The 19,468-nt window shown below is 33.4% G+C and carries 19 protein-coding genes; 11 read left to right on the top strand and 8 right to left on the bottom strand.

Features of this window, described 5'->3' with window-relative positions:
• Positions 1-47 precede the first annotated feature (47 nt).
• Positions 48-440: a ribonuclease HI family protein gene (locus EKG35_RS11035; protein WP_126294505.1), complete on the bottom strand. Its 393-nt coding sequence runs from the start codon at positions 438-440 to the stop codon at positions 48-50.
• A 167-nt stretch (positions 441-607) separates the two neighbouring features.
• Here EKG35_RS11035 and EKG35_RS11030 point away from each other — a divergent pair, with 167 nt between their 5' ends.
• Positions 608-799 (top strand): zinc-finger domain-containing protein, encoded by a 192-nt coding sequence (locus tag EKG35_RS11030; protein ID WP_126294504.1) that lies wholly within the window; start codon positions 608-610, stop codon positions 797-799.
• A 553-nt stretch (positions 800-1,352) separates the two neighbouring features.
• Here the strand turns inward: EKG35_RS11030 and EKG35_RS11025 are convergent.
• Positions 1,353-2,336 carry an SEC-C metal-binding domain-containing protein gene (locus EKG35_RS11025; RefSeq protein WP_126294503.1) on the bottom strand — a complete coding sequence of 328 codons (984 nt, stop codon included), beginning with the start codon at positions 2,334-2,336 and terminating at the stop codon, positions 1,353-1,355.
• Between the two features lie 519 nt (positions 2,337-2,855).
• Positions 2,856-3,749: a DMT family transporter gene (locus EKG35_RS11020; protein WP_342774110.1), complete on the bottom strand. Its 894-nt coding sequence runs from the start codon at positions 3,747-3,749 to the stop codon at positions 2,856-2,858.
• 126 nt (positions 3,750-3,875) lie between these two features.
• Here EKG35_RS11020 and EKG35_RS11015 point away from each other — a divergent pair, with 126 nt between their 5' ends.
• The 5 genes from EKG35_RS11015 to EKG35_RS10995 all read left to right on the top strand — a co-directional run bounded on the left by EKG35_RS11015 (position 3,876) and on the right by EKG35_RS10995 (position 9,997).
• Complete coding sequence (locus EKG35_RS11015) at positions 3,876-4,763, top strand: LysR family transcriptional regulator (RefSeq protein WP_126294501.1); 888 nt, start codon at positions 3,876-3,878, stop codon at positions 4,761-4,763.
• 36 nt (positions 4,764-4,799) lie between these two features.
• Positions 4,800-5,480 carry a phosphopantothenoylcysteine decarboxylase domain-containing protein gene (locus EKG35_RS11010; protein ID WP_126294500.1) on the top strand — a complete coding sequence of 227 codons (681 nt, stop codon included), beginning with the start codon at positions 4,800-4,802 and terminating at the stop codon, positions 5,478-5,480.
• A gap of 352 nt (positions 5,481-5,832) precedes the next feature.
• Positions 5,833-7,074 (top strand): MFS transporter, encoded by a 1,242-nt coding sequence (locus EKG35_RS11005; RefSeq protein WP_126294499.1) that lies wholly within the window; start codon positions 5,833-5,835, stop codon positions 7,072-7,074.
• Between the two features lie 362 nt (positions 7,075-7,436).
• A complete protein-coding gene (locus EKG35_RS11000; RefSeq protein WP_126294498.1) occupies positions 7,437-8,255 on the top strand; it encodes a CAP domain-containing protein in 819 nt (272 codons plus the stop codon).
• A 314-nt stretch (positions 8,256-8,569) separates the two neighbouring features.
• Positions 8,570-9,997, top strand: a complete 1,428-nt coding sequence (locus EKG35_RS10995; RefSeq protein WP_126294515.1) for an aldehyde dehydrogenase family protein — start codon at positions 8,570-8,572, stop codon at positions 9,995-9,997.
• Between the two features lie 142 nt (positions 9,998-10,139).
• Here EKG35_RS10995 and EKG35_RS10990 read toward each other — a convergent pair whose 3' ends face one another.
• The 4 genes from EKG35_RS10990 to EKG35_RS10975 form a co-directional block, all read right to left on the bottom strand.
• Positions 10,140-10,802 (bottom strand): hypothetical protein, encoded by a 663-nt coding sequence (locus EKG35_RS10990; protein WP_126294497.1) that lies wholly within the window; start codon positions 10,800-10,802, stop codon positions 10,140-10,142.
• Positions 10,803-11,079: 277 nt separating this feature from the next.
• Positions 11,080-12,207 (bottom strand): Ger(x)C family spore germination protein, encoded by a 1,128-nt coding sequence (locus EKG35_RS10985; RefSeq protein WP_126294496.1) that lies wholly within the window; start codon positions 12,205-12,207, stop codon positions 11,080-11,082.
• Positions 12,182-13,297: a GerAB/ArcD/ProY family transporter gene (locus EKG35_RS10980; protein ID WP_126294495.1), complete on the bottom strand. Its 1,116-nt coding sequence runs from the start codon at positions 13,295-13,297 to the stop codon at positions 12,182-12,184. The genes EKG35_RS10985 and EKG35_RS10980 overlap by 26 nt, the downstream gene beginning before the upstream one ends.
• The gene (locus EKG35_RS10975; RefSeq protein WP_126294494.1) at positions 13,294-14,637 is read right to left on the bottom strand and encodes a spore germination protein; all 1,344 of its coding nucleotides are present in this window, start codon (positions 14,635-14,637) and stop codon (positions 13,294-13,296) included. The genes EKG35_RS10980 and EKG35_RS10975 overlap by 4 nt, the downstream gene beginning before the upstream one ends.
• A 267-nt stretch (positions 14,638-14,904) precedes the next feature.
• On the opposite strand from EKG35_RS10975, the gene EKG35_RS21440 reads away from it, so the two are divergent.
• From EKG35_RS21440 to EKG35_RS10955, 5 genes are all read left to right on the top strand, one after another.
• Complete coding sequence (locus EKG35_RS21440) at positions 14,905-15,039, top strand: hypothetical protein (protein ID WP_281274608.1); 135 nt, start codon at positions 14,905-14,907, stop codon at positions 15,037-15,039.
• A gap of 228 nt (positions 15,040-15,267) precedes the next feature.
• Positions 15,268-16,263 carry a zinc-dependent alcohol dehydrogenase family protein gene (locus EKG35_RS10970; RefSeq protein WP_126294493.1) on the top strand — a complete coding sequence of 332 codons (996 nt, stop codon included), beginning with the start codon at positions 15,268-15,270 and terminating at the stop codon, positions 16,261-16,263.
• A gap of 183 nt (positions 16,264-16,446) precedes the next feature.
• The gene (locus EKG35_RS10965) at positions 16,447-16,968 is read left to right on the top strand and encodes a YbaK/EbsC family protein (protein WP_126294492.1); all 522 of its coding nucleotides are present in this window, start codon (positions 16,447-16,449) and stop codon (positions 16,966-16,968) included.
• 19 nt (positions 16,969-16,987) lie between these two features.
• On the top strand, positions 16,988-17,755 hold the full coding sequence (locus tag EKG35_RS10960; RefSeq protein WP_126294491.1) for a VOC family protein: 768 nt from the start codon (positions 16,988-16,990) through the stop codon (positions 17,753-17,755).
• Positions 17,756-17,812: 57 nt separating this feature from the next.
• Positions 17,813-18,961 (top strand): PstS family phosphate ABC transporter substrate-binding protein, encoded by a 1,149-nt coding sequence (locus tag EKG35_RS10955; protein ID WP_126294490.1) that lies wholly within the window; start codon positions 17,813-17,815, stop codon positions 18,959-18,961.
• Between the two features lie 135 nt (positions 18,962-19,096).
• Here EKG35_RS10955 and EKG35_RS10950 read toward each other — a convergent pair whose 3' ends face one another.
• Entirely contained in the window at positions 19,097-19,297 is a 201-nt protein-coding gene (locus EKG35_RS10950) for a cold-shock protein (RefSeq protein ID WP_126294489.1), read from the bottom strand.
• Positions 19,298-19,468 lie beyond the last annotated feature (171 nt).

Genomic DNA, 19,468 nt, shown 5'->3' with positions numbered 1-19,468 from the left:
AGGCATTTTAAGCATCCATCATGCTTAGATGCCTTTCTCTCTTATATTTATTTTGCCCCTTTTAAAATTGCTTCTCTAGCAAGTGCATCTGCTGCTTTATTTTCATTGTCTGGAATCCATTTGATAAAAAATAAATCAAATTGTTCAGCAAGTTGTATAATTTGATCTAAATATGGTTTATATTGTTCGTTTTTTACGTACGTTTTTTCAACTGATGCAACCACTATTTTTGAATCAGAGCGGACTGAAACGAAAGTTGACCCCAATTTTTTCGCTTCCTCAAGGCCGCGTAATAAAGCGGTAAACTCTGCAATATGGTTATTCGTTTCACCTATGTACTCACTAATTTTTATTAAATGACCTTCACCTTTAATGAAAATTCCAATGCCACTTGGTCCAGGGTTTCCCGCACTAGCACCATCAATGTACACTTCTAGCATAAATATCCCTTCTTTTTTTGAAATAATTAAATTGTTTTTTAAGCATATTATAACTTATTGTATCGTAATAAAAAATTGTTATCACCACAATTACTTAGGTAATACGCTTTGACAAAAGAAAAACGGTAATAGTAAAATAGGAAAACGTTGTTTAAAGGGGGAGTATTGTGAATAAAAATACTGTAATTAAAGATATAGATGAATTAACCGACACTTATTGCAATGACTGTCCTATAAAGCGTGATTTACGTAATAAACGCGGAAAATCAGGTGCTCACCGTTTTTGCATCGAACAATGTTCTGTCGGAGAACAGCTACAGTTTTTAGGAAATGAATTATTAAAAATCTACGAAAAATAGTTATTTATCCTTATTTTAACTATCAAATTTTTGATAAAAATTATTGAATCTTTAATAAAAAATTGATATTATAAATATGTACTATTAGTGCTCATCAAATGTATCCTCTTCATATGAAGAAACAAGATAGAGCTAGTTGAATGATATCCGATGAGGATTAATATACAAAATGGTTGGTTAGCCATAGAAGAAGCAGCCCTCTTTATTAGAGGGCTGTCAGACTGTTGACAAACGCTTTCATCCTACGTTACTTGTCTCGCTCGTCCGCTCATGAAGGCAACTTCTATTCGCGTCTTCACTCGCCTTCGTGCCTTGGCTGGCAAGCGTTTTCAAGACAGTCTGGATATTCTTTACTTTTTAAGAATTACCTAAAAATACGTGTAGACAAAGTCGATTTTCGACTTTGTCTACACTCTGGCAGCCCTCTTTATTAGAGGGCTGTTTTTATAATTTAAAGAAAAAGTGAAAATAATATAATTTTAAAAAAGAACCCGCTAATAAGCGGATTCTTCATAATATCAAATATTTATCATTAATTTACACATTAAAAAGTTTAAACTAAGACATTATCATACTCTAATAATTCTTGGTAATATTTATTTAATGAACTAGAAGAAACTCCGAAGCTCTCTGCAATTTCTTTAATAGTAAATGACTGATTTAGTAATAAATTGCGTTCTTGAGCGAAACGAATAGCACCAGCAGCGATTGCTGAAGCTTTTCTCGCCTTTGGTTTTTTCTCTACTAAATAATCTTCTAATATTTCGATTAGACGATCTGCCTCTATATTTTTATCTAGTAAAAATTGCTTCGTCTGTTCAATTACTTCAATCTCAAATGAAGAATACTCTTCACCGTTATAACCTGTTTCAACTAACTTTACCCAGAAATTATAGTGATTGTTTTGTAAAAATTTATCTACTTCTATCTTCCCATCATATTCCTTGGCAAATGCATCAAATGCTTGCTTGTATTGATTTGGGAAGAAAATTAAAGTAGAAACTGCTAAATAATGATCCTTTTCACCTGAACCATCTGGCAATAAAAACGCAAAAACTTGCATCCCTTCAGGAATTGGTTTATTTGATTCTCGTCGAATATAGAGGTCTGAATTTGTAATTGTGCATGAAGCTTTAAAATATTGACTTTCTAGTGCTTCAACTTGTCCGATAAACATTTTTGGAGTTTCCCATTGTTTTAACAGTTCTTTTAAAGCTGGACGAATAACTTTTTTTGACACTTTTTTTAAATATCCTAACCAAATATCATGTCGTTGATGGAAGAAAAAGTCGTCCAATGCAACAGCCTCGATTAATTCACGTTGTAAATTTTGTTCTAGACTTGGTTTCCATTGTTGAACTAATTCAAAATAATCTTTTATATCCTTTCTTTCTGGATAGCTATTATAAAAAGTTTGAAGAACATGTTCAATTTCCTCTAAAAATACCTTTTTAATTGTCTGCTGTTGAGTTCCTTCACAGCACTTTTTATACTTTTTGCCACTTCCACATGGACATGGTTCATTGCGTCCTACCATATACAGCACTCCCTTTTACGAATTCTAGTTTGATTTGTTCTACTATTAAACTCCATCCATAATAATAACGGCTTTGCATTGAGTTGAAAAATGATAGTCTATTATAAACTATTTGAAAAATCGGACAGATAAAGTGAAACTTCAATCAGTAGGGGTCACTCATCCCTCGCCGTTTGTAAGTTGTTGTCCACAAAATGTGAGTTATACAGCCGTTGCAAAATCTGAGGAGCTTTTAGCTTTTACAGACAATTAATCCATCCTCCACTAATATTTTTCTATAATTACTGCTTTAAAGCGGGATAAATATATATATGCAAATGAATTCAAAAATAGAATTAAAAAACAGTTTAATAGAAGAATCTAATAAACTGTCGATTACTTGTTTCTGAATTCGTAATGTTTGGTAGCTTAGTTTTCCTTTTGTGACGGAAAACAAACCATATAGGAGGATAAAGAAGCACCTTAAGACCTCGTTCGTTTGAAGAACCAGTCTCACACCATTCGATATTTTTATTTATATTAAACTGTTTTTTCTGTATGTGATTTTTTGTGGAAGAATCTGAAACTATTAAATTGTTCTAATTGGGCAATAATGTTGCCACCAAAAATAAATAATCCACCCATAATAAGTTTCATTGTAATGTTTTCATCTAAAAAAATTACAGCAAAGATGGCAGCGAAAATCGGTTCTAGTGAAAAAATAAGTCCAGTTAAAGTGGCAGAAGTATATTGCTGAGCAACTGTTTGACCAATAAAACCAAATGCACTGCAAAGTATTCCTAACCCTAGAACTGCAATCCAGCCTGATGAATCTACTGGGATTTTTGGCGCTTCAAACAATAAACAAAAAATACCGCTTATAATCGTTGCAAACCCCATTTGGTATATTCCAAATGCTAGTGAATCAACTGATCTTGTAAATTTCCCATTTAGCACGATATAGATGGAATAGGCAACGGCTGTAAGTAAACAATAAACATCTCCAATTTGAAATGTGAACGTACTGTTTAACGTTAAAATACTAATACCAAGCATTGTACAGATGATGGCGATTGTAACTGTTCGGGTCGGCAATTTTTTATCGATAAAGCTAGTAATAATTGGTACTAAAACAACTGTCAAGCTAACAAGAAAACCTGCATTTGATGCTGGGGTAGTTTTAACACCGAACATTGGAAAACCTATAGCGAAAACAAGAAAAAAGCCTTGGATCATTGCATAGTAAATTGTTTTTTTATCTACGTGCATTAGTTTTTTATAAAAAATTAACCCTGCTATTATAAAGGCGATAAAACTTCGAAGTGCAACCGTATTAAACACCTCTAATGTCTCTAGCCCCATAACCATAAACGTATAAGAAAGTCCCCAAAACATAGTAACAATAACCATTAACATATTTGCTTTTAATTGCATTTTCATTTTCTCCCATTTCTATCTTTATTGGTACAAATTAATATATAATGTAATCAAAGATTAGTGAAACGAATGTTTATAATGAATATCATTAAAATTATTCATGTTAGATAGGTGTGTTGCTACTTGAGTTTAGTAAAATATGAAATCTTTTGTAAGGTTGCGGAACTTGGTAATTTTACGCGAGCTGGAGAAGTACTAGGTTTGACACAATCAGCTATCAGCCATGCAATTTCGAGTTTAGAAAAGGATTTTGGCTTTGCATTAGTTCATCGTAGTAAAAATGGAGTGAAGTTAACTTCAGAAGGTCAAACATTGTTGACATCAATGCGATCCGTTATGCAAGCAGAAGAGAGATTAAAACAAGAGGCCTCAAATATATTAGGTGTTACAAAAGGTAAGGTGCGAATAGGGACATTCTCTAGTATTTCCTCTAAATGGATGCCTAAAATTATTCAAATAATGGATCGGAAATATCCAGGAATTAAAATTGAATTACAAGAAGGGGATTATTATCAAATTGAACAATGGCTTAGTGATGGGGATATTGATTGCGGTTTTTTAAACCGTGCACACTCAAAACAGTTTCAATTTTTGCCTTTAATACGTGATGAATTGCTTTCCATTGCTTCATCTGAGAGCAAGTTATTTCATAAAGAAGTAATAGATATAAAGGAAGTTGAGGCAGAGCCTTTCGTACTAACATCCTATAACGGGACAAATGATGTATTAGCAATTTTTAATCGCTATGGTATAAAACCGACCGTTCGTTTTGAATTATTTGATGAAAAAGGCATTATTTCGATGGTTGAGCACCATTTAGGGATTTCGATTTTGCCACAGCTCGTTTTTGATCAGCTTCCAAGTAATGTTCGTGCAATTCCCATAAAGCAAGAAAGCTATCGAACAATTGGACTAGCAACAAAACATCAACCTTCTCCAGCAACTGAGAAATTTATAGAGGTTTTACAGAGTTGGCTTTCAACTAATGAAAATGTTAAAAAAGTCGAGTAAACTATTGATAGGATAATTCAATATAAAGGTGATATTATGAAAAACTTAAATGGTAAAAAAATACTAATTACAAGCGGTGGAACCCTAGAAAAATGGGATCGTGTGCGCGGTCATACGAATTTATCGAAAGGTACTATGGGGTGTTTTTTAGCAGAAGAAGCTCTCTCAGCAGGTGCTGAAGTAATTTATTTACATGGCTTTTTTGCTAAACTTCCTGAAAACGCGCATTTGATGACAACGATTATGTTTGAAGGAATAGAGGATTTAGGAAATAAAATTAAATCCATTGTGCAACAGGAAACGATTGATTTTATCATTATGGCAGCGGCAGGTTCAGACTGGATTATTGACAAAGTGTACGATCAATCCGGTAACTTAATGGAGGAAAAGGGGAAAATGCCCTCTGATGAACCGCCTATTATCCATTTTAAAAAAGCTCCAAAAATATTAGGACAAATAAAAGAATGGACACCGAAATCAACATTAATTGGATTTAAACTAGAGGCTACGGATGATTTCGATTATTTAATTAGCCGTGCAAAACTTCGCATGGAAAGCTCGAATGCACAATACATGGTAGCAAACAGCTCAAATTCTTTATATGGTGCAAATGAGCCCCATTTTATTGTAGCATCAAGCGGTGAAGTAATTCGTGTAGAGGGTAAAGAGGGTACTGCTCAGAAATTGATGGAAATATTAGGAGAAAATAAAGAGTAGAAATTCACTTTCTAAAATAACGAAATCAACATATTAGAATAGCAAAAAACTACAATTTAATTCGAATTGTAGTTTTTTCTACTTATGTCCCAGTCCCTTTATTATTAAATGGTATTGATTGTTTATATTAAAACAAAAACATCATTACTTGTATTAGCAGTGCTAATTGCTATTTATATCCTCAATTGTTAATGTTATGAAAAAAGACTTAATCGTCTAAAATAATTAGAAACTCATTCTACTCATCACTTAATAATAATTGTTAGAAATTTTTAGTAATATAAAAGCTAGAATACGATTTGTAAAATGATTATACATAGTTTTTTCTGTGCATGAGAGGGGAGTAGAAAGAATGTTCAAATTAAATAATAACTCACATATTATTGTGATTGTTTCAGTAATTACCGGTATAAGCCTTTTAGGTGATTCCATGTTATACATTACCTTACCAATCTATTTGGAAGACGTAGGACTGGATTCAATCTGGCAAGTTGGTATTCTCCTTTCGATTAATCGATTTATTAGACTGCCATTTAGCCCAATTGTCGGATGGATATATAGTAAAATTTCATTGAAAACAGGTTTAATGATTGCAATTCTTTTAGGGAGTTTTACTACATTAGGCTATGGTGTCTTTAATGGGTTTCTAGCATGGATAATTCTACGGGCTTTATGGGGAATAGCGTGGTCTTTTTTTCGAATCGGTGGTTTATCTATTGTCGCAACTGCTGCTGAAGAAAATAATGGAAAATCAATTGGATTGTACAATGGAATTTACCGGTTAGGAAGTTTAATAGGAATGTTAGCAGGAGGGTTACTGGTTCCTATTTTAGGTATAGATCTTGTATCCATTATTTTTGGCTGTTTGACTCTTATTGGTTTACCTTTAATACTTTTGTTTATAAATGGTCAGTCTCCTAGTCAAGTTGAAGTAAAAGGAAAGGAAACTAAAACTGAAAAGAGACCTTTCATACAGAGACTGCAAAAAAAATATTTAATGATCATTTTCACGGGCTTTTGTATAACCATGTTATTTCAAGGGATATTTACCTCTACTCTAAGCCCGGTTATTGAAAATCATTATGGTGAGATTATCTATTTATTTGGCACTGCAGTTAGCGTTACATTTTTTTCTGGCGTACTTCAATCAGCTCGATGGGTATGGGAGCCATTTTTAGGTGTGCGTTTTGGACATTGGTCTGATGGAGCAAAGGGAAGAATGCCAATTTTAATTCTAACATTGACAATTACAAGTTTAATATTTTGGACAATTTCAATGGATCTACCACTTTTCCTCTTCATAACAAATACTTTTCTCGTTTTGATTGCTGCAACTTCGCTAACAACAGTAGTTGATGCAATTGCATTAGATTTTTCTAAGAAAACTAATGAAGTTTCAGTTTCATTTCTTACTTCCTATTCGATTGCACAGGATTTTGGGGCATCAATTGGACCCTTTATTAGTTTTATGCTTATAGAATTAGAGAATGGTTTTTCTTATATCTATTTTGGCAGCTCAGTTCTATTCTTCGTATTAGCATTATTATGGTTCATTTCATCTAATGGCAGCTTTAAACAAAGTCCAATCATTTGAAAAGGATTAATTAATTCAAGTCAAAACTAAAAAAGGTCTTTGTTATTGGACGGGATTGTGAATTAAGGCTATTTTCAATAACGAAATATAACCAGCAAGCAGATTGAAATTGAAAGAAAATAAATTAATCTATCTGTAACAATTGTAGAAGCTATGTAATAAAGTGCAAAATTGAAAATCTGTCAATAGGTTTTCAGTGGTAAAATAATTTTTGTATGGAATGTTTTATGAAATAAAGGGTGTTGAATCTCTTAGTCTATTAGAGTTTCATTATAGATTGTATCTCCTTCCAGTTTATGGACCTTATATTACTTAATTTGTACTGTAAGATAGGTGCTGTAAACAAAGAGGAGGAATTCAGAATGAATAAAAAATGGTTAGCAACATCATTATGTGCAGCAACATTATTTGGAGCATCTTTTACAACTGCGGGTGCAGCAGGTTTAAATGAAGAGGTTAAAAGTGAATCAAATCCATATATTCAAGTAATTAAAGGCGATCAAGTTCAAGGAGTTGCTTTAAAAATAATCGATCAAATTCAATTATCAAATGGAGAATTTGATTTTAATAAATTCAAAGAATTAGTCAATAAATCATTAAATGATCAAGCAGCACAAAAAGTAATTAAAGAAGGTAAAAAAGTATATCAAGAAAATGCATCTAAAGAAACAAACACAAAAGCACCAGCAAAAACACCTTCTACAAATGCAACGAACAACAACAAAACTACAGCACCAACAAATTCAAATAACCAACAAGTAGAAGCACCAGCAAAAGCGCCTTCTACAAATGTTAGTCAATCAGTATCTGAATTTGAGAAACAAGTTGTAGATTTAACAAATGCTGAGCGTACAAAAGCAGGTCTTAAACCGCTTCAAATCTCGAATCCATTAATGAGTGTAGCTCAAGCAAAATCAGAAGATATGGCGGCAAAAAATTATTTCTCACATACAAGCCCAACTTATGGTAGCCCATTTGACCAAATGAAAGCTGCAGGTATTTCTTATAAAGCAGCAGGTGAAAATATTGCACAAGGTCAAAGAACACCTGAAGAAGTAGTACAAGCATGGATGAATTCAGAAGGTCACCGTGCAAACATTTTAAACGGAAACTTCACACATATTGGTGTTGGCTATGTGGCAGATGGTAACTACTGGACACAACAATTTATTCAACAATAATTTAAGTTTCATATAATATGTATTAGATGGTCTTTAAGTCTACTGGCTTAAGACCATCTTTTTTGTATAAATTTATTCCTGTTAATGCAACCCTGATTGTATAAAGCTCGATAATAGAACTAACTCTGATTATTTTTAATGAAAGTTGTTAAAAAAACACCTGGAAATTTAGTAAAAGTTTAGGAGAGATTGTGAAATCTTGTAACGAGCAATAGAGGTGGAAAAGGACCTTCAATAAAATTTTGAATAGCGTTATGTTTAGAGTATTTATACATAAAATTATTATGAATATTTTATGGAAAGGGGTATGGAATATACGAAACTATTTAAAGCATTTTATTAATGGCGAATGGGTTGAATCAACTGGTTCAAAAACTGTTGATGTGATTAACCCCGCTACTGAAGAAGTGATCGGTCGAATTAGTGATGGAACAATGGAAGATCTAAATAAAGCTGTTGCAGCAGCCCGAGCAGCATTTCCTTCATTTTCTCAAACATCAAAGGAAGAACGAATTGAACTGTTAAATCGCATTGCTGATGAGTATGAAAAGCGTAAAAACGATATCGTTGAAGTCGTTACAGAAGAATTGGGATCACCTATTACAATAAGTGAGAAAACGCATTATAACATGGGATTAGCTCATTTCCGCCAAGCGGCAAAGGAGTTGGAAAGCTTCGAATTTACTGAAAGACGCGGTGGTGCATTAATTCGCAAAGAACCTATCGGTGTAAGCGGCCTTATTACGCCATGGAACTTCCCGACGAATCAGACATCTACGAAGCTAGCAAGTGCTTTCGCTGCTGGTTGTACCGTAGTGTTAAAGCCATCTGAATTAACACCATTTGCAGCGATTATTCTCGCTGAAATTTTCCAAGCAGCTGATTTACCAAAAGGCGTCTTTAATCTTGTGAATGGTACAGGTGAAGTCGTCGGAAACGGCATTAGTTCTCACCCAGATATTGATTTTGTATCATTCACCGGTTCTGGAGCAGTCGGTCAAAAGATTTCCGAAAATGCTGCAAAAACAATTAAGAAAGTGGCCCTCGAACTTGGAGGGAAATCACCACTTGTTATCCTTGATGACTTTGACATGAAAAAAGCAGCTCAAATTGCCATCTCTAATGTTGTTTTCAATTCTGGTCAAGTGTGTGTAGCAGCTACAAGGACACTTGTTCCAAAATCAAAACATGATGAATTCATTGAGGCTGTGAAGGAAATCTTGCCGAATATTCCATATGGTGATCCACAGGATAAGAGAAACATCTTCGGACCGCTCGTTTCTGAGAAACAATACAATCGTGTGCAAGGGTATATAAAGAAAGGCATAGAAGAAGGTGCGACCTTAGTAAGTGGAGGACCTGGCAAACCTGAAGGGCTTGAAAAAGGTTACTTTGTAAAGCCAACTGTGTTTACTAATGTGAAAAATGATATGGTGATTGCTCAAGAGGAAATCTTTGGACCAGTGATGTCAATTCTTACTTACGAGGATATTGATGAAGCCATTGAAATCGCCAATGATACGGTGTATGGATTAGCAGGATATGTAGTTGGCGAGGACAAAGAAAAAGTAGTAAAAGTTGCATCTTCCATTCGTGCTGGCCATATTACGATTAATAATGCGCCTATGGAAATGTCAGCACCATTTGGAGGCTATAAGCAATCCGGAGTCGGTCGTGAGTGGGGCAGCTACGGCATTGAGGAATACTTGGAAGTAAAATCAATAGTTGGTATGCCGTCATAATATTGAAGCAATTTATAGGGGCTGCAAAAATTAGTAAAGAACTGATTTTTGCAGCCCTTGTTTTTGTGGGAACAAGGTAATGATGTCTTATACTTACCCTTCTTTAATGTTCGTTTATAAATAGTTGATGATATCCGACACTTTAAGTGTTGGATTTTTCTGACTTTCTAACTTGAAAACGCTTTGTCAACAGTAATGTAAGGAGTAGTAGAAATTCCAATACATTCATTATTGGAAAGTTCGTAATCCAAATAGCTAATACACTGCCTAAAGTCATAATGATTGTTCCGATTAATAACCAAGGGAAATGAAAGTTTTTAATTAGAATGATGCCTATAATAACGAGAACTAGCGTGACCAAGATAACCATGACAGGACTAGCCGGTTCTATACTTTCATAGGTTAATACGCCATTTTCTCTTTTGGCTTTTAGTTTTAGAACAATTACTGAAGAAAAGAGTTCGTAAAGAATTAACCCGAGTGTTAAGAAACTAAAGGTAATTTTCCAAAATTTCTTCTTGGCCCAGGTTAACCCTAGTGTAAAACAAATACTCCATGCGAAAAGGATGAGTAAAGGGGTGAAGAGAGCATGTAACCAGAAACGTGCATAACTTAACCCTTCGAGTAATTTCCCCTCGCCAATAGATCTTCCTAGAGCAATAATTAAATTATCATAAACAAGTCCGACAATAACGAGCAAAAACAAGTTGGTAGCATTCAAGATGTTCTTTTTTGAAAGGATAAGTCCAAATATGAAAAGCGAAATATATCCAAAGGATAGAAGGAAGTAGAGAAAAGTATTCATGGAATCACTCCTTCTCCTATTGTTTCCGTTTTTCAATCAATAAAAACTTATAAAGATAAAAAACTAATCATAATATAATGGATTCAAACTCGTTCAAAATTCTTTAGGTGGACATGTAAGAGTAATAAAATTCGGATGGCTTTTGTTTTAATGGGCAATTAATTTAATAAATGTTTGTTCCAAAACAAAGTAAAAAACGAAGCACAATTTGCTTAAAAGAATAGGTTGTCCCAATTTGTGACCTGATTTTTTTTAGAAAGTGAACTTTCCCCTATAATTATTGAATTGCCCCTGTACTCTTTAATTTCGGATGAATTATTATTTTTATTTCCGCATTTTTGTACGCTTCTTTCCATTCCTCGCTACTCATACGTTTGTTATGCAATGTACGTGATTTATAATCAATACCAAAACCTATAGGATCAATCCCAACACTGGTCATTTCAGAAAAAAATTCGGTAAGTTTCTCTTTTGCGACTTTTTCAAGTAATTTGTTATAGTACGATAAATTTTTCATTTTTAATGGATGTTTAGATTCTGCAATATATCCGGTTAAACGTACTTCTATTTCAAGTGCAATATTATTGTTGTTTTTTACAATCACTTTATGTTTTGAATTCATAGAATCAATTTTTGCAATAAAAGCTTCTCCTTCTCCGTCTTCTTCTTTTATAATAAGATCAGCAACCTGTATATTCATTGATAGAATATTAAAAATTCCTGTATAAAGCGTGGGGAGTTCGTGTGGTTCTTTCTTATCCACTAATACTAGAGATTTATTTATTTTGAAGTGTGATGTATTCTTTTCAATAATCGGCAATATCGGATCGATTCCTTCTTCCACCATTCTTCTCCTGAAATCAAATAAATAAGTTGTTACAATGTATTGACTTTCGTTTCCAATATCATCAAAGTAGTTGAATAAAGCAGGGTAAGCTGCATTTTCACCTTGAGGCACCATTTTGATTATTTCTTCTGCGGAAGGTCTCCCAGCTGCAATCCAAGATATCATTTGAATATCCGGTCTTCTTAATAAAAAATCCATTACTTCAGATGCTTTATGTTCCTTTAAAAGATCCTCTCCGATTACGATTAGCTTCGCGTGTCCAAATTCTAATTCTTTGTCTGAATAAGTTTCTAATATGCGAATTGCCTCGGATAAAGTCTCCCCAGATTTAGTGATATAAGTATATTGAGGTTCCGGAGACTGTTTAAAAGAACTAGTCGGTACATATAATTTCAAAGTTATTTTGTATGGTTTATCTTCTTCATCAGACTTATCTATGCCAATCATTGAAACAAATACATCTTTATCGATATCCATAAATTCACAACCTGTAAGCAGGGTAATTAAGGGCACTATTACTAGAATGAATAATTTAGTTTTGCTTTTCTTGCTTGGCATATTTCATTCTCCTTTTTATAAAGATAAAAAGTATAATCAATAGTGGGAAAAAAAGTATTAACGTATCATAAAAAAAGTTTGAATAACGGAGTAATTGATATTCATTAAGTTTACCAATTAAAAGTAAAGATGCACCAATGAAAAAAGGGATTGGGATATACTTGCCTATTTTAAAGCCTTTAAATTTAATTTTTTCTAAATTGAAAACAAACTTTAAAAATTCAAACGAGACATGCCAGTGAATCAAGATACTTAAGAAGGCTATGCCCAAATAGAACAATAAAAAAACAAACAGAAGTCGTTCAATCATGAAAAATTCCATCCTTAACGAATCACTTGTAGTAATCCATGGATAAACAAGTTCATCAATGTTTTCGAAACCGTTAAAGCCTATAGGAATAAAATAAGTAGTAAATAAATTTAAGGTTGAAATAAAACCAATTAGTGTTATATGTTTCCAATTGAAATTTTGTTTCTTTGTAAAGAAACGGTTAAATATAAAAAGATTGACTACCCCTAGAAATAAGAAAAAGCAGGATGAGAATGAATGTATATTAGGGAATTGATTCACATAAAGTGCTGCTTCCTTTACAAAATCCCACTCTAAACTTTCGTTGCTATAAGCCTTGAAAAAAATATATAAAATTAATGGAAAAACAATTAACAATATTAATTCAATAGTATATAACACACGTTCGGTTCTCATTAGACACCCAAAGATGACAGATAATATAATTATTAAGCTAATTTGAAAAAGTGGCATCTCAGGCGTAAGAAATCGTATAAGGAGAAAACTAAAAGTTGCCAATGTAATTAATCCTGCTACAAACCACATTAATGCTAAAAAGAATATAAATGGATTGTAAAACCATTTGGAAGTGGTTTTCTTTAGTAAATCAGGTAATGTTATGCCAGGGAAAGCGATAAAAAAACGTGTATAAATTGTTATAAGAATGGTTCCTGCAACTACCGCTAGTATCATGGCGGAAACGGATCCATTTTTATGGTTGTGTAAGAGGATCGCCGGGACTGAAGCGATAACATTCGCCACCATATTTATTAATATTAAGTAGTAATAATATCGGCTCAAGTTTTTTCCTCCGTAGTCTTCCTGTTTTTCGATAAAGTATATATCTTCAGATAAGTTTCCCCAAAACTATCTAAATTAACTAAATACATTATCAATACAAAGAAACCTAATACTAAACCGGCCAAACCAAATACACTTGTGATGATTATTAATAATAATCGAACTACTCTTATAGAAAACGCCATTTCATTTACTGGAATAACAAAAGTTGAAATGGCTACTGCTGAAACAATAATGACCATAATATTGGATGCAAGAGATGCCTCAGTCACAGCTGTTCCTAGTATTAGACCTCCTACCGTAGTAGCAGTTGCACTAACTGCTTTTGGAAGTCGAATACTGGCCTCTAATAATAATTCCATAAAAAAAAGCATGAATAGAACTTCTATAAAAGAAGAGAAAGGTACACCTACTCGACTTCCAGCTACAGTCAAAGCCAGTTCAGTTCTAAACAATTCAGGAGTAAATGAAGTAACTCCGACATATAAAGCAGGAAGAAGAAGGCTGAGAAATAATCCAGCATACCGAAGAATCTTTAGAAAAAGTGAAATAAATAATGTATGATAATTATCCTCCATTGTCGTCATGAAATCGAAGAATACCACTGGTGTAGCGATCGATTGTGGGTTTCCGTCGACCAAAAGAATAACTTTACCACCAGCTAAATTGTAGACAATCCGGTCAGGTCGTTCAGTCATAATCATTTGAGGAAATAATGAAAATCGGCTGTCGTTTATAAGATTACCCAACTGAGTGGTAGAAGTAATTAGTTGTTTATCTACTTTTTGAAGCCTTTTTCGAATAATATCTAATACATCATTTTTAACCTTCTCTTTATCATATATAACTGCAACTTTATGTTGATTTACTTCTCCTTTAACGAAATATTCAACGGATAAAGAAGCTTGATGGTAATTAGAACGGATAACGTTGATGTTTGTCATGAGATTATCACTTAATGCTAATTGAGAACCATGGATAGTGGTTTCTACAGATGTTGAATTGACTTTATCGTTTTTTGCTAGTTTAAAGTCAAGCAAGTAGAATTCGTTTTGAATTACAATTAAAATGTTGCCATTCATTATTTCAAGATGAACTTGTTCTTTTGACTGAACCTCTTGGAACTGTGGCAGTGCTTGCAAGTATAAATTGAATTGTTCTTCGGAGGACATTTCAAAAAAAGGTTTAATAATTAACTTTTGAAGCATTTCTGAATTAATTAGAGATTTAATATAGAATAGCAAGATGTGCTTATTTTCATATTCCAAGTTTTTTTGTACTAATTCATTTGTATTTTTGAATTGTTCGTTAATCCAATTAATGGTTTCCAATGAAGACATATTGAATTCCCCAATCATCTAATAGAAGTACTATTTATATTATCCAATAATTGTGTGTCAATTCATTACCATGGTAACTTATTGACAATCTCTGTTATGTTGAATTTTGAACGACTATAAACAATAATTAATGAATGCTTAAGTAACTCGTCTCATTTCATTAAAGTTCAATGGAAGCATCTGGTTATGCTGTGGTTAAAAAAAGGGAACGTAAAGAAGACAAGTTTAATAGAAGTAGGAGAATATAATTTTTAGTGAGGTAAGTAAATGTGTTGGGCCAGCATTATGATTTTATTATTTCTAAGACTTGCCTTTATGGGGGACATCGTAACTTGGATTGGGATTGAAACAAACGAAAGGGAAGAAATAGAAAAGCAATTATTACATAAGTTATTTGTGTAAATCAGAATGAAAACTAGTATTAAAAGGGAAGTTTTTAAGGTTTTAAATTTTAGCAGTACATTCTAAATTATTAGAGGTTCCCATTAAAAAATTATAAATTTCTACATTACAATTCGAATTTTAACTTTTATAAACCTAAGCCGCGATGGCTTATAATTCTAAAATTCATAATATTTCTAAATTATATATAACTAGTATAAGATTATAATAGAGGAGTGTGATATACAAATGAAGGCACAGGTTATTAAAAAATTTGGGGATTCATCTGTTTTTGAGTTTGCTGAAGTTTCTAAGCCTGAAGTGATTCCTGGGCATGTAATTATTCAAGTGAAAGCAACAAGTGTAAATCCAATTGATACAAAGATACGCAGTGGTTTCGTTCCGGCAGTTTCACCAGAGTTCCCGGCGGTGTTACACGGAGATGTGGCAGGAGTTATTACTGAGGTCGGAGAAGGGGTAACAGAGTTCAAAGTTGGTGATGAAGTCTATGGATGTGCCGGTGGTTTTAAAGGAACAGGTGGTGCTCTTGCAGAATTTATGCTTGCGGATGTACACCTACTATCACCTAAACCAAAAAACTTAACGATGGCACAAGCTGCAGCCCTTCCTTTAGTAACGATTACTGCATGGGAATCACTTTATAATCGAGCAAATGTGCAAAATGGACAAACGGTACTTGTTCATGCTGCCACAGGCGGGGTAGGCCATATTGCCATTCAGTTAGCCAAACTTGCTGGTGCGAAAGTATTCACAACGGCTTCTTCTACAGAAAAGTTAAACATTGGGAAACGTTTAGGTGCTGATGTAGCTATTAATTATCGAGAACAGTCAGTAGAAGATTATGTAATGGAATATACAGATGGTAAAGGGTTCGATATTGTATTTGATACGGTTGGTGGAGAGAACCTAGACCGCTCATTCCAAGCGGCAGCCATAAATGGAACAGTATTAGCAATCGCAGCACGCTCAACCCATGATTTGTCACCTCTCCACTCCAAGTCACTATCCTTACATGTTACGTTCATGCTTTTGAAAATAATTAATAAAGACCAAAGGAAAGATCACGGAAAAATATTAAGAGAAGTAACGAAGCTTGTAGAGGAAGGGAAACTTCATCCACTAGTCGATGAAAATACTTTTACCTTTGATGAAGTAAGTGAAGCACATGCTTATTTGGAATCTAACAAAGCAATTGGAAAAATCGTGTTAATAAATGAATGGTAACTAGGGAAAGTACTTCTTTATAAGTAGAGTAGAGTTATGTACCTCTACTCTCTTTTTGTTTTGGTCTAAGGAACTTTCTTGTTAGACCTAACATCTCGTCTTTTTCATTTAAAAAGTTGTGAATTTTCCAGTATAATAAAACGAAATTGAGTTTTTAAAATTGGAAAAGAAAGGATTGTCTTTATGTCTTTACAAAGTGTTCGTGAGCATTTCAAAAAATTTAATCGAGAACAAGATATTTTAGAATATAATCAAATTAGTGCCACAGTGGAGCAAGCTGCAAATGCATTAAATGTTATACCTGCAAAAATTGCCAAGACTTTATCATTTAAAAATAATGATGGGGAAGCATTTTTAGTGGTAACTGCTGGGGATGCAAAAATTGATAATAAAAAGTTTCGGGAGCAATTTGAAATAAAAGCAAAAATGTTAAATGCCGATGAAGTAGTTGAACATACAGGACATGTAGTCGGAGGAGTTTGTCCATTCGGTCTTGCCAAAGCTTTGAAAGTTTACTTAGATATTTCGATGAAACGTTTTGCAACTGTATTTCCTGCATGCGGAAGTGTAAATTCCGCAATTGAACTTACTTGTGAAGAATTAGAGCAATATTCTGCAGCAGTTCAATGGGTAGATGTTAGTAAAGATTGGAATGAAAACCTAACTGAACCAAATTCGTCTAAAGATAATATAGTTGCAAACTAACAAATAGGAGGAAGCTTGTATGTATTTACTAGATCATATTGTTCATTTCGTGGACAAGCCAGAACAACTAGTAGAAGAAACGAAAAAGATTGGCCTTTATACAGTTAATGGTGGAAAACATGGGATGTGGGGAACATACAACTCATTAAGTTATTTTGGTTTATCATATATTGAATTTATCGGTATTTTTGATGATGAATTGTTCGAGAGAGCTTCCCTCGAACCGTTTACACTTCATGAATCATATAAAAAGCGAAACCGTAAAAATGGACTTACCCGAATTGCATTAAGAACAACGACAATTGAAGCAGATGCAAAAAAACTTAAAGATGCGGGTCTTGTCGTTCATGGACCAGAAACTTTTTCACGCACTCGTCCGGACGGGTCAGAGTTAAAATGGCAATTACTTCATTTTGGTAATGAAAACCAGGAAATCGAATTCCCATTTTTAATTCAATGGGAGGGCAGTGATTCCGACCGTTATGATGAATTGGTTAAGAAAGAAACAATCGGAGAGCACCCTTTAGGAAATTTGAAAATTGAAGAAGTATCATATGTTGTTGAAAACTTAAAAAGTGTAAAAGAGTGGGCTGAACTTTTTAATTTTGATTTGGACATAAATGAAACATACATAAAACTTAAAGCACCAAATTGTGTCATTGGGTTTTATAAAAATACAAATGATAAAAATTCGAATATTAATCAAATTACCGAAGTTATCATTTCGGGAGCAAAAGAGCAAAAAGAAATCGAACTTGAAGGAGCTTCCTATAAATTTAAACGATGATGATTCTTAGTTGAATAATTTCACTTTAATCTCTTTACATATAGGAGGGGGATTTCAATGTTCGATAAAATAATGGCATCTATTTTTATATTTCTTGCTATTGGTTTTGTAACAATAGTACTATTATTTAGCTTTTTACTTACAGGAAAACTCTATTATACTGGTTTAATAGTTGCACTGGCTATTATTCTATTTTTATTTATTGAATTTCAATTGTATGGTTTTTTCAAAACAAAGAAAAGAAAAGTAACTTTTGCTTGTATTTCAATTGCTGCAATTGCTATTACTGCAATTTCACCTATAAAACATGCTTATATTGATAGAATACCAACAGTAGGCGCTGAGGTAGATATTTACCAATACATGCCATTTTCAGAGAATAATAATGTAGCAGTATTAGATGAAGAAGCGTCATTAAAGCTTACAGACGATCAACCTAAAATTGATGGTGCAACAGCACTTTACCCGCTGTATTCAGCAATAGTGCAAGCCACATATCCAAAAAAAGAGTATAATCCTTATGATAGCGAAGTGATGGTGAATACTACACCAGAAGCATATATGAATTTATTAAATGGAAAAGTAGATATGATTTTTGCAGCAGCTCCTTCTGTTTCACAGCAAAATCGAGCAAAACAAAAAGGACTTGAATTAAAACTAACTCCTATAGGACGAGAAGCATTTGTGTTTTTCGTTAATCAAAAAAATAGCATTAACGGGTTGACGATTGATCAAATTAAGAAAATTTATTCTGGAGAAGTGAAAAATTGGCAGGATGTAGGAGGAGATGATGATTCGATTCGTGCATTTCAACGCCCGGAAGATAGTGGGTCCCAAACAGCGCTACAAAAATTAATGGAAGATACTCCGATTATGGAAGCACCTACGGAAGATATTGCTTCCGGTATGGGAGATATTATAAGTGAGGTAGCGCAATATAGAAATTATAAAAATGCAATTGGCTATACATTTCGATTTTATTCAAATGAAATGGTAAAAAATGATCAAATTAAATTGTTGGAAATAAACGGTGTTGAGCCTTCGAAGGAAACGATTCGTAATGGAACGTATCCAATTACTTCTGAATTTTATATTGTCACGGCAGGTACAACGAATCCCCATGTTGAGAAGCTAATTGAATGGATATTATCACCTGAAGGACAACAGCTTATTGAGCGAGCTGGCTATGTCCCGATAGTAGAATAGAACTTATTAATACCTTAAAAGGTCTTTTACTGGAAGGCTCTTTTAAGGTTTTTGATTATTAAACCGTAACCTATAACCTATATAGCAAAAATGGATATAAAAAAACCAGCCTTAAAAATGACTGGTGCCTGTTATCTATAGTTTGACTACATTTGAAGCTTGAGGACCACGATTTCCTTCCACAATGTCGAATGAAACTGGTTGTCCCTCTTCTAAAGTTCGGAATCCTTCTTCTTTAATGCCTGTAAAGTGAACGAAAACGTCTTCACCATTGTTGCATTCAATAAAACCATAACCTTTTTCATTATTGAACCATTTAACTTTTCCTTGGTGCATTGAGGCGTTCTCCTCCCAAATTAGAAATGGCATCTTTAGAATATTTGAACAATTACGAATAAACTATACCTTATTATTATAGTAGTGTCAACATTTTGACATTTTTCGTTTACAACAAAACGTTTTTGAGGAACATTTTAAGCTTATAATAATATTGATACCAAATGAAAG

The organism is Lysinibacillus telephonicus, from assembly GCF_003966145.1.
Taxonomy (GTDB): Bacteria; Bacillota; Bacilli; order Bacillales_A; family Planococcaceae; genus Ureibacillus; species Ureibacillus telephonicus.
This window is presented reverse-complemented; position numbering and strand designations above follow the sequence as displayed.

Coding starts and splice junctions, on each gene's coding strand:
- EKG35_RS11035 (WP_126294505.1), bottom strand. CDS start 440: ATGCTAGAAGTGTACATTGATGGTGCTAGTGCGGGAAACCCTGGACCA.
- EKG35_RS11025 (WP_126294503.1), bottom strand. CDS start 2,336: ATGGTAGGACGCAATGAACCATGTCCATGTGGAAGTGGCAAAAAGTAT.
- EKG35_RS11020 (WP_342774110.1), bottom strand. CDS start 3,749: ATGCAATTAAAAGCAAATATGTTAATGGTTATTGTTACTATGTTTTGG.
- EKG35_RS11010 (WP_126294500.1), top strand. CDS start 4,800: ATGAAAAACTTAAATGGTAAAAAAATACTAATTACAAGCGGTGGAACC.
- EKG35_RS11005 (WP_126294499.1), top strand. CDS start 5,833: ATGTTCAAATTAAATAATAACTCACATATTATTGTGATTGTTTCAGTA.
- EKG35_RS11000 (WP_126294498.1), top strand. CDS start 7,437: ATGAATAAAAAATGGTTAGCAACATCATTATGTGCAGCAACATTATTT.
- EKG35_RS10990 (WP_126294497.1), bottom strand. CDS start 10,802: ATGAATACTTTTCTCTACTTCCTTCTATCCTTTGGATATATTTCGCTT.
- EKG35_RS10985 (WP_126294496.1), bottom strand. CDS start 12,207: ATGCCAAGCAAGAAAAGCAAAACTAAATTATTCATTCTAGTAATAGTG.
- EKG35_RS10975 (WP_126294494.1), bottom strand. CDS start 14,637: ATGTCTTCATTGGAAACCATTAATTGGATTAACGAACAATTCAAAAAT.
- EKG35_RS21440 (WP_281274608.1), top strand. CDS start 14,905: ATGTGTTGGGCCAGCATTATGATTTTATTATTTCTAAGACTTGCCTTT.
- EKG35_RS10970 (WP_126294493.1), top strand. CDS start 15,268: ATGAAGGCACAGGTTATTAAAAAATTTGGGGATTCATCTGTTTTTGAG.
- EKG35_RS10965 (WP_126294492.1), top strand. CDS start 16,447: ATGTCTTTACAAAGTGTTCGTGAGCATTTCAAAAAATTTAATCGAGAA.
- EKG35_RS10960 (WP_126294491.1), top strand. CDS start 16,988: ATGTATTTACTAGATCATATTGTTCATTTCGTGGACAAGCCAGAACAA.
- EKG35_RS10955 (WP_126294490.1), top strand. CDS start 17,813: ATGTTCGATAAAATAATGGCATCTATTTTTATATTTCTTGCTATTGGT.
- EKG35_RS10950 (WP_126294489.1), bottom strand. CDS start 19,297: ATGCACCAAGGAAAAGTTAAATGGTTCAATAATGAAAAAGGTTATGGT.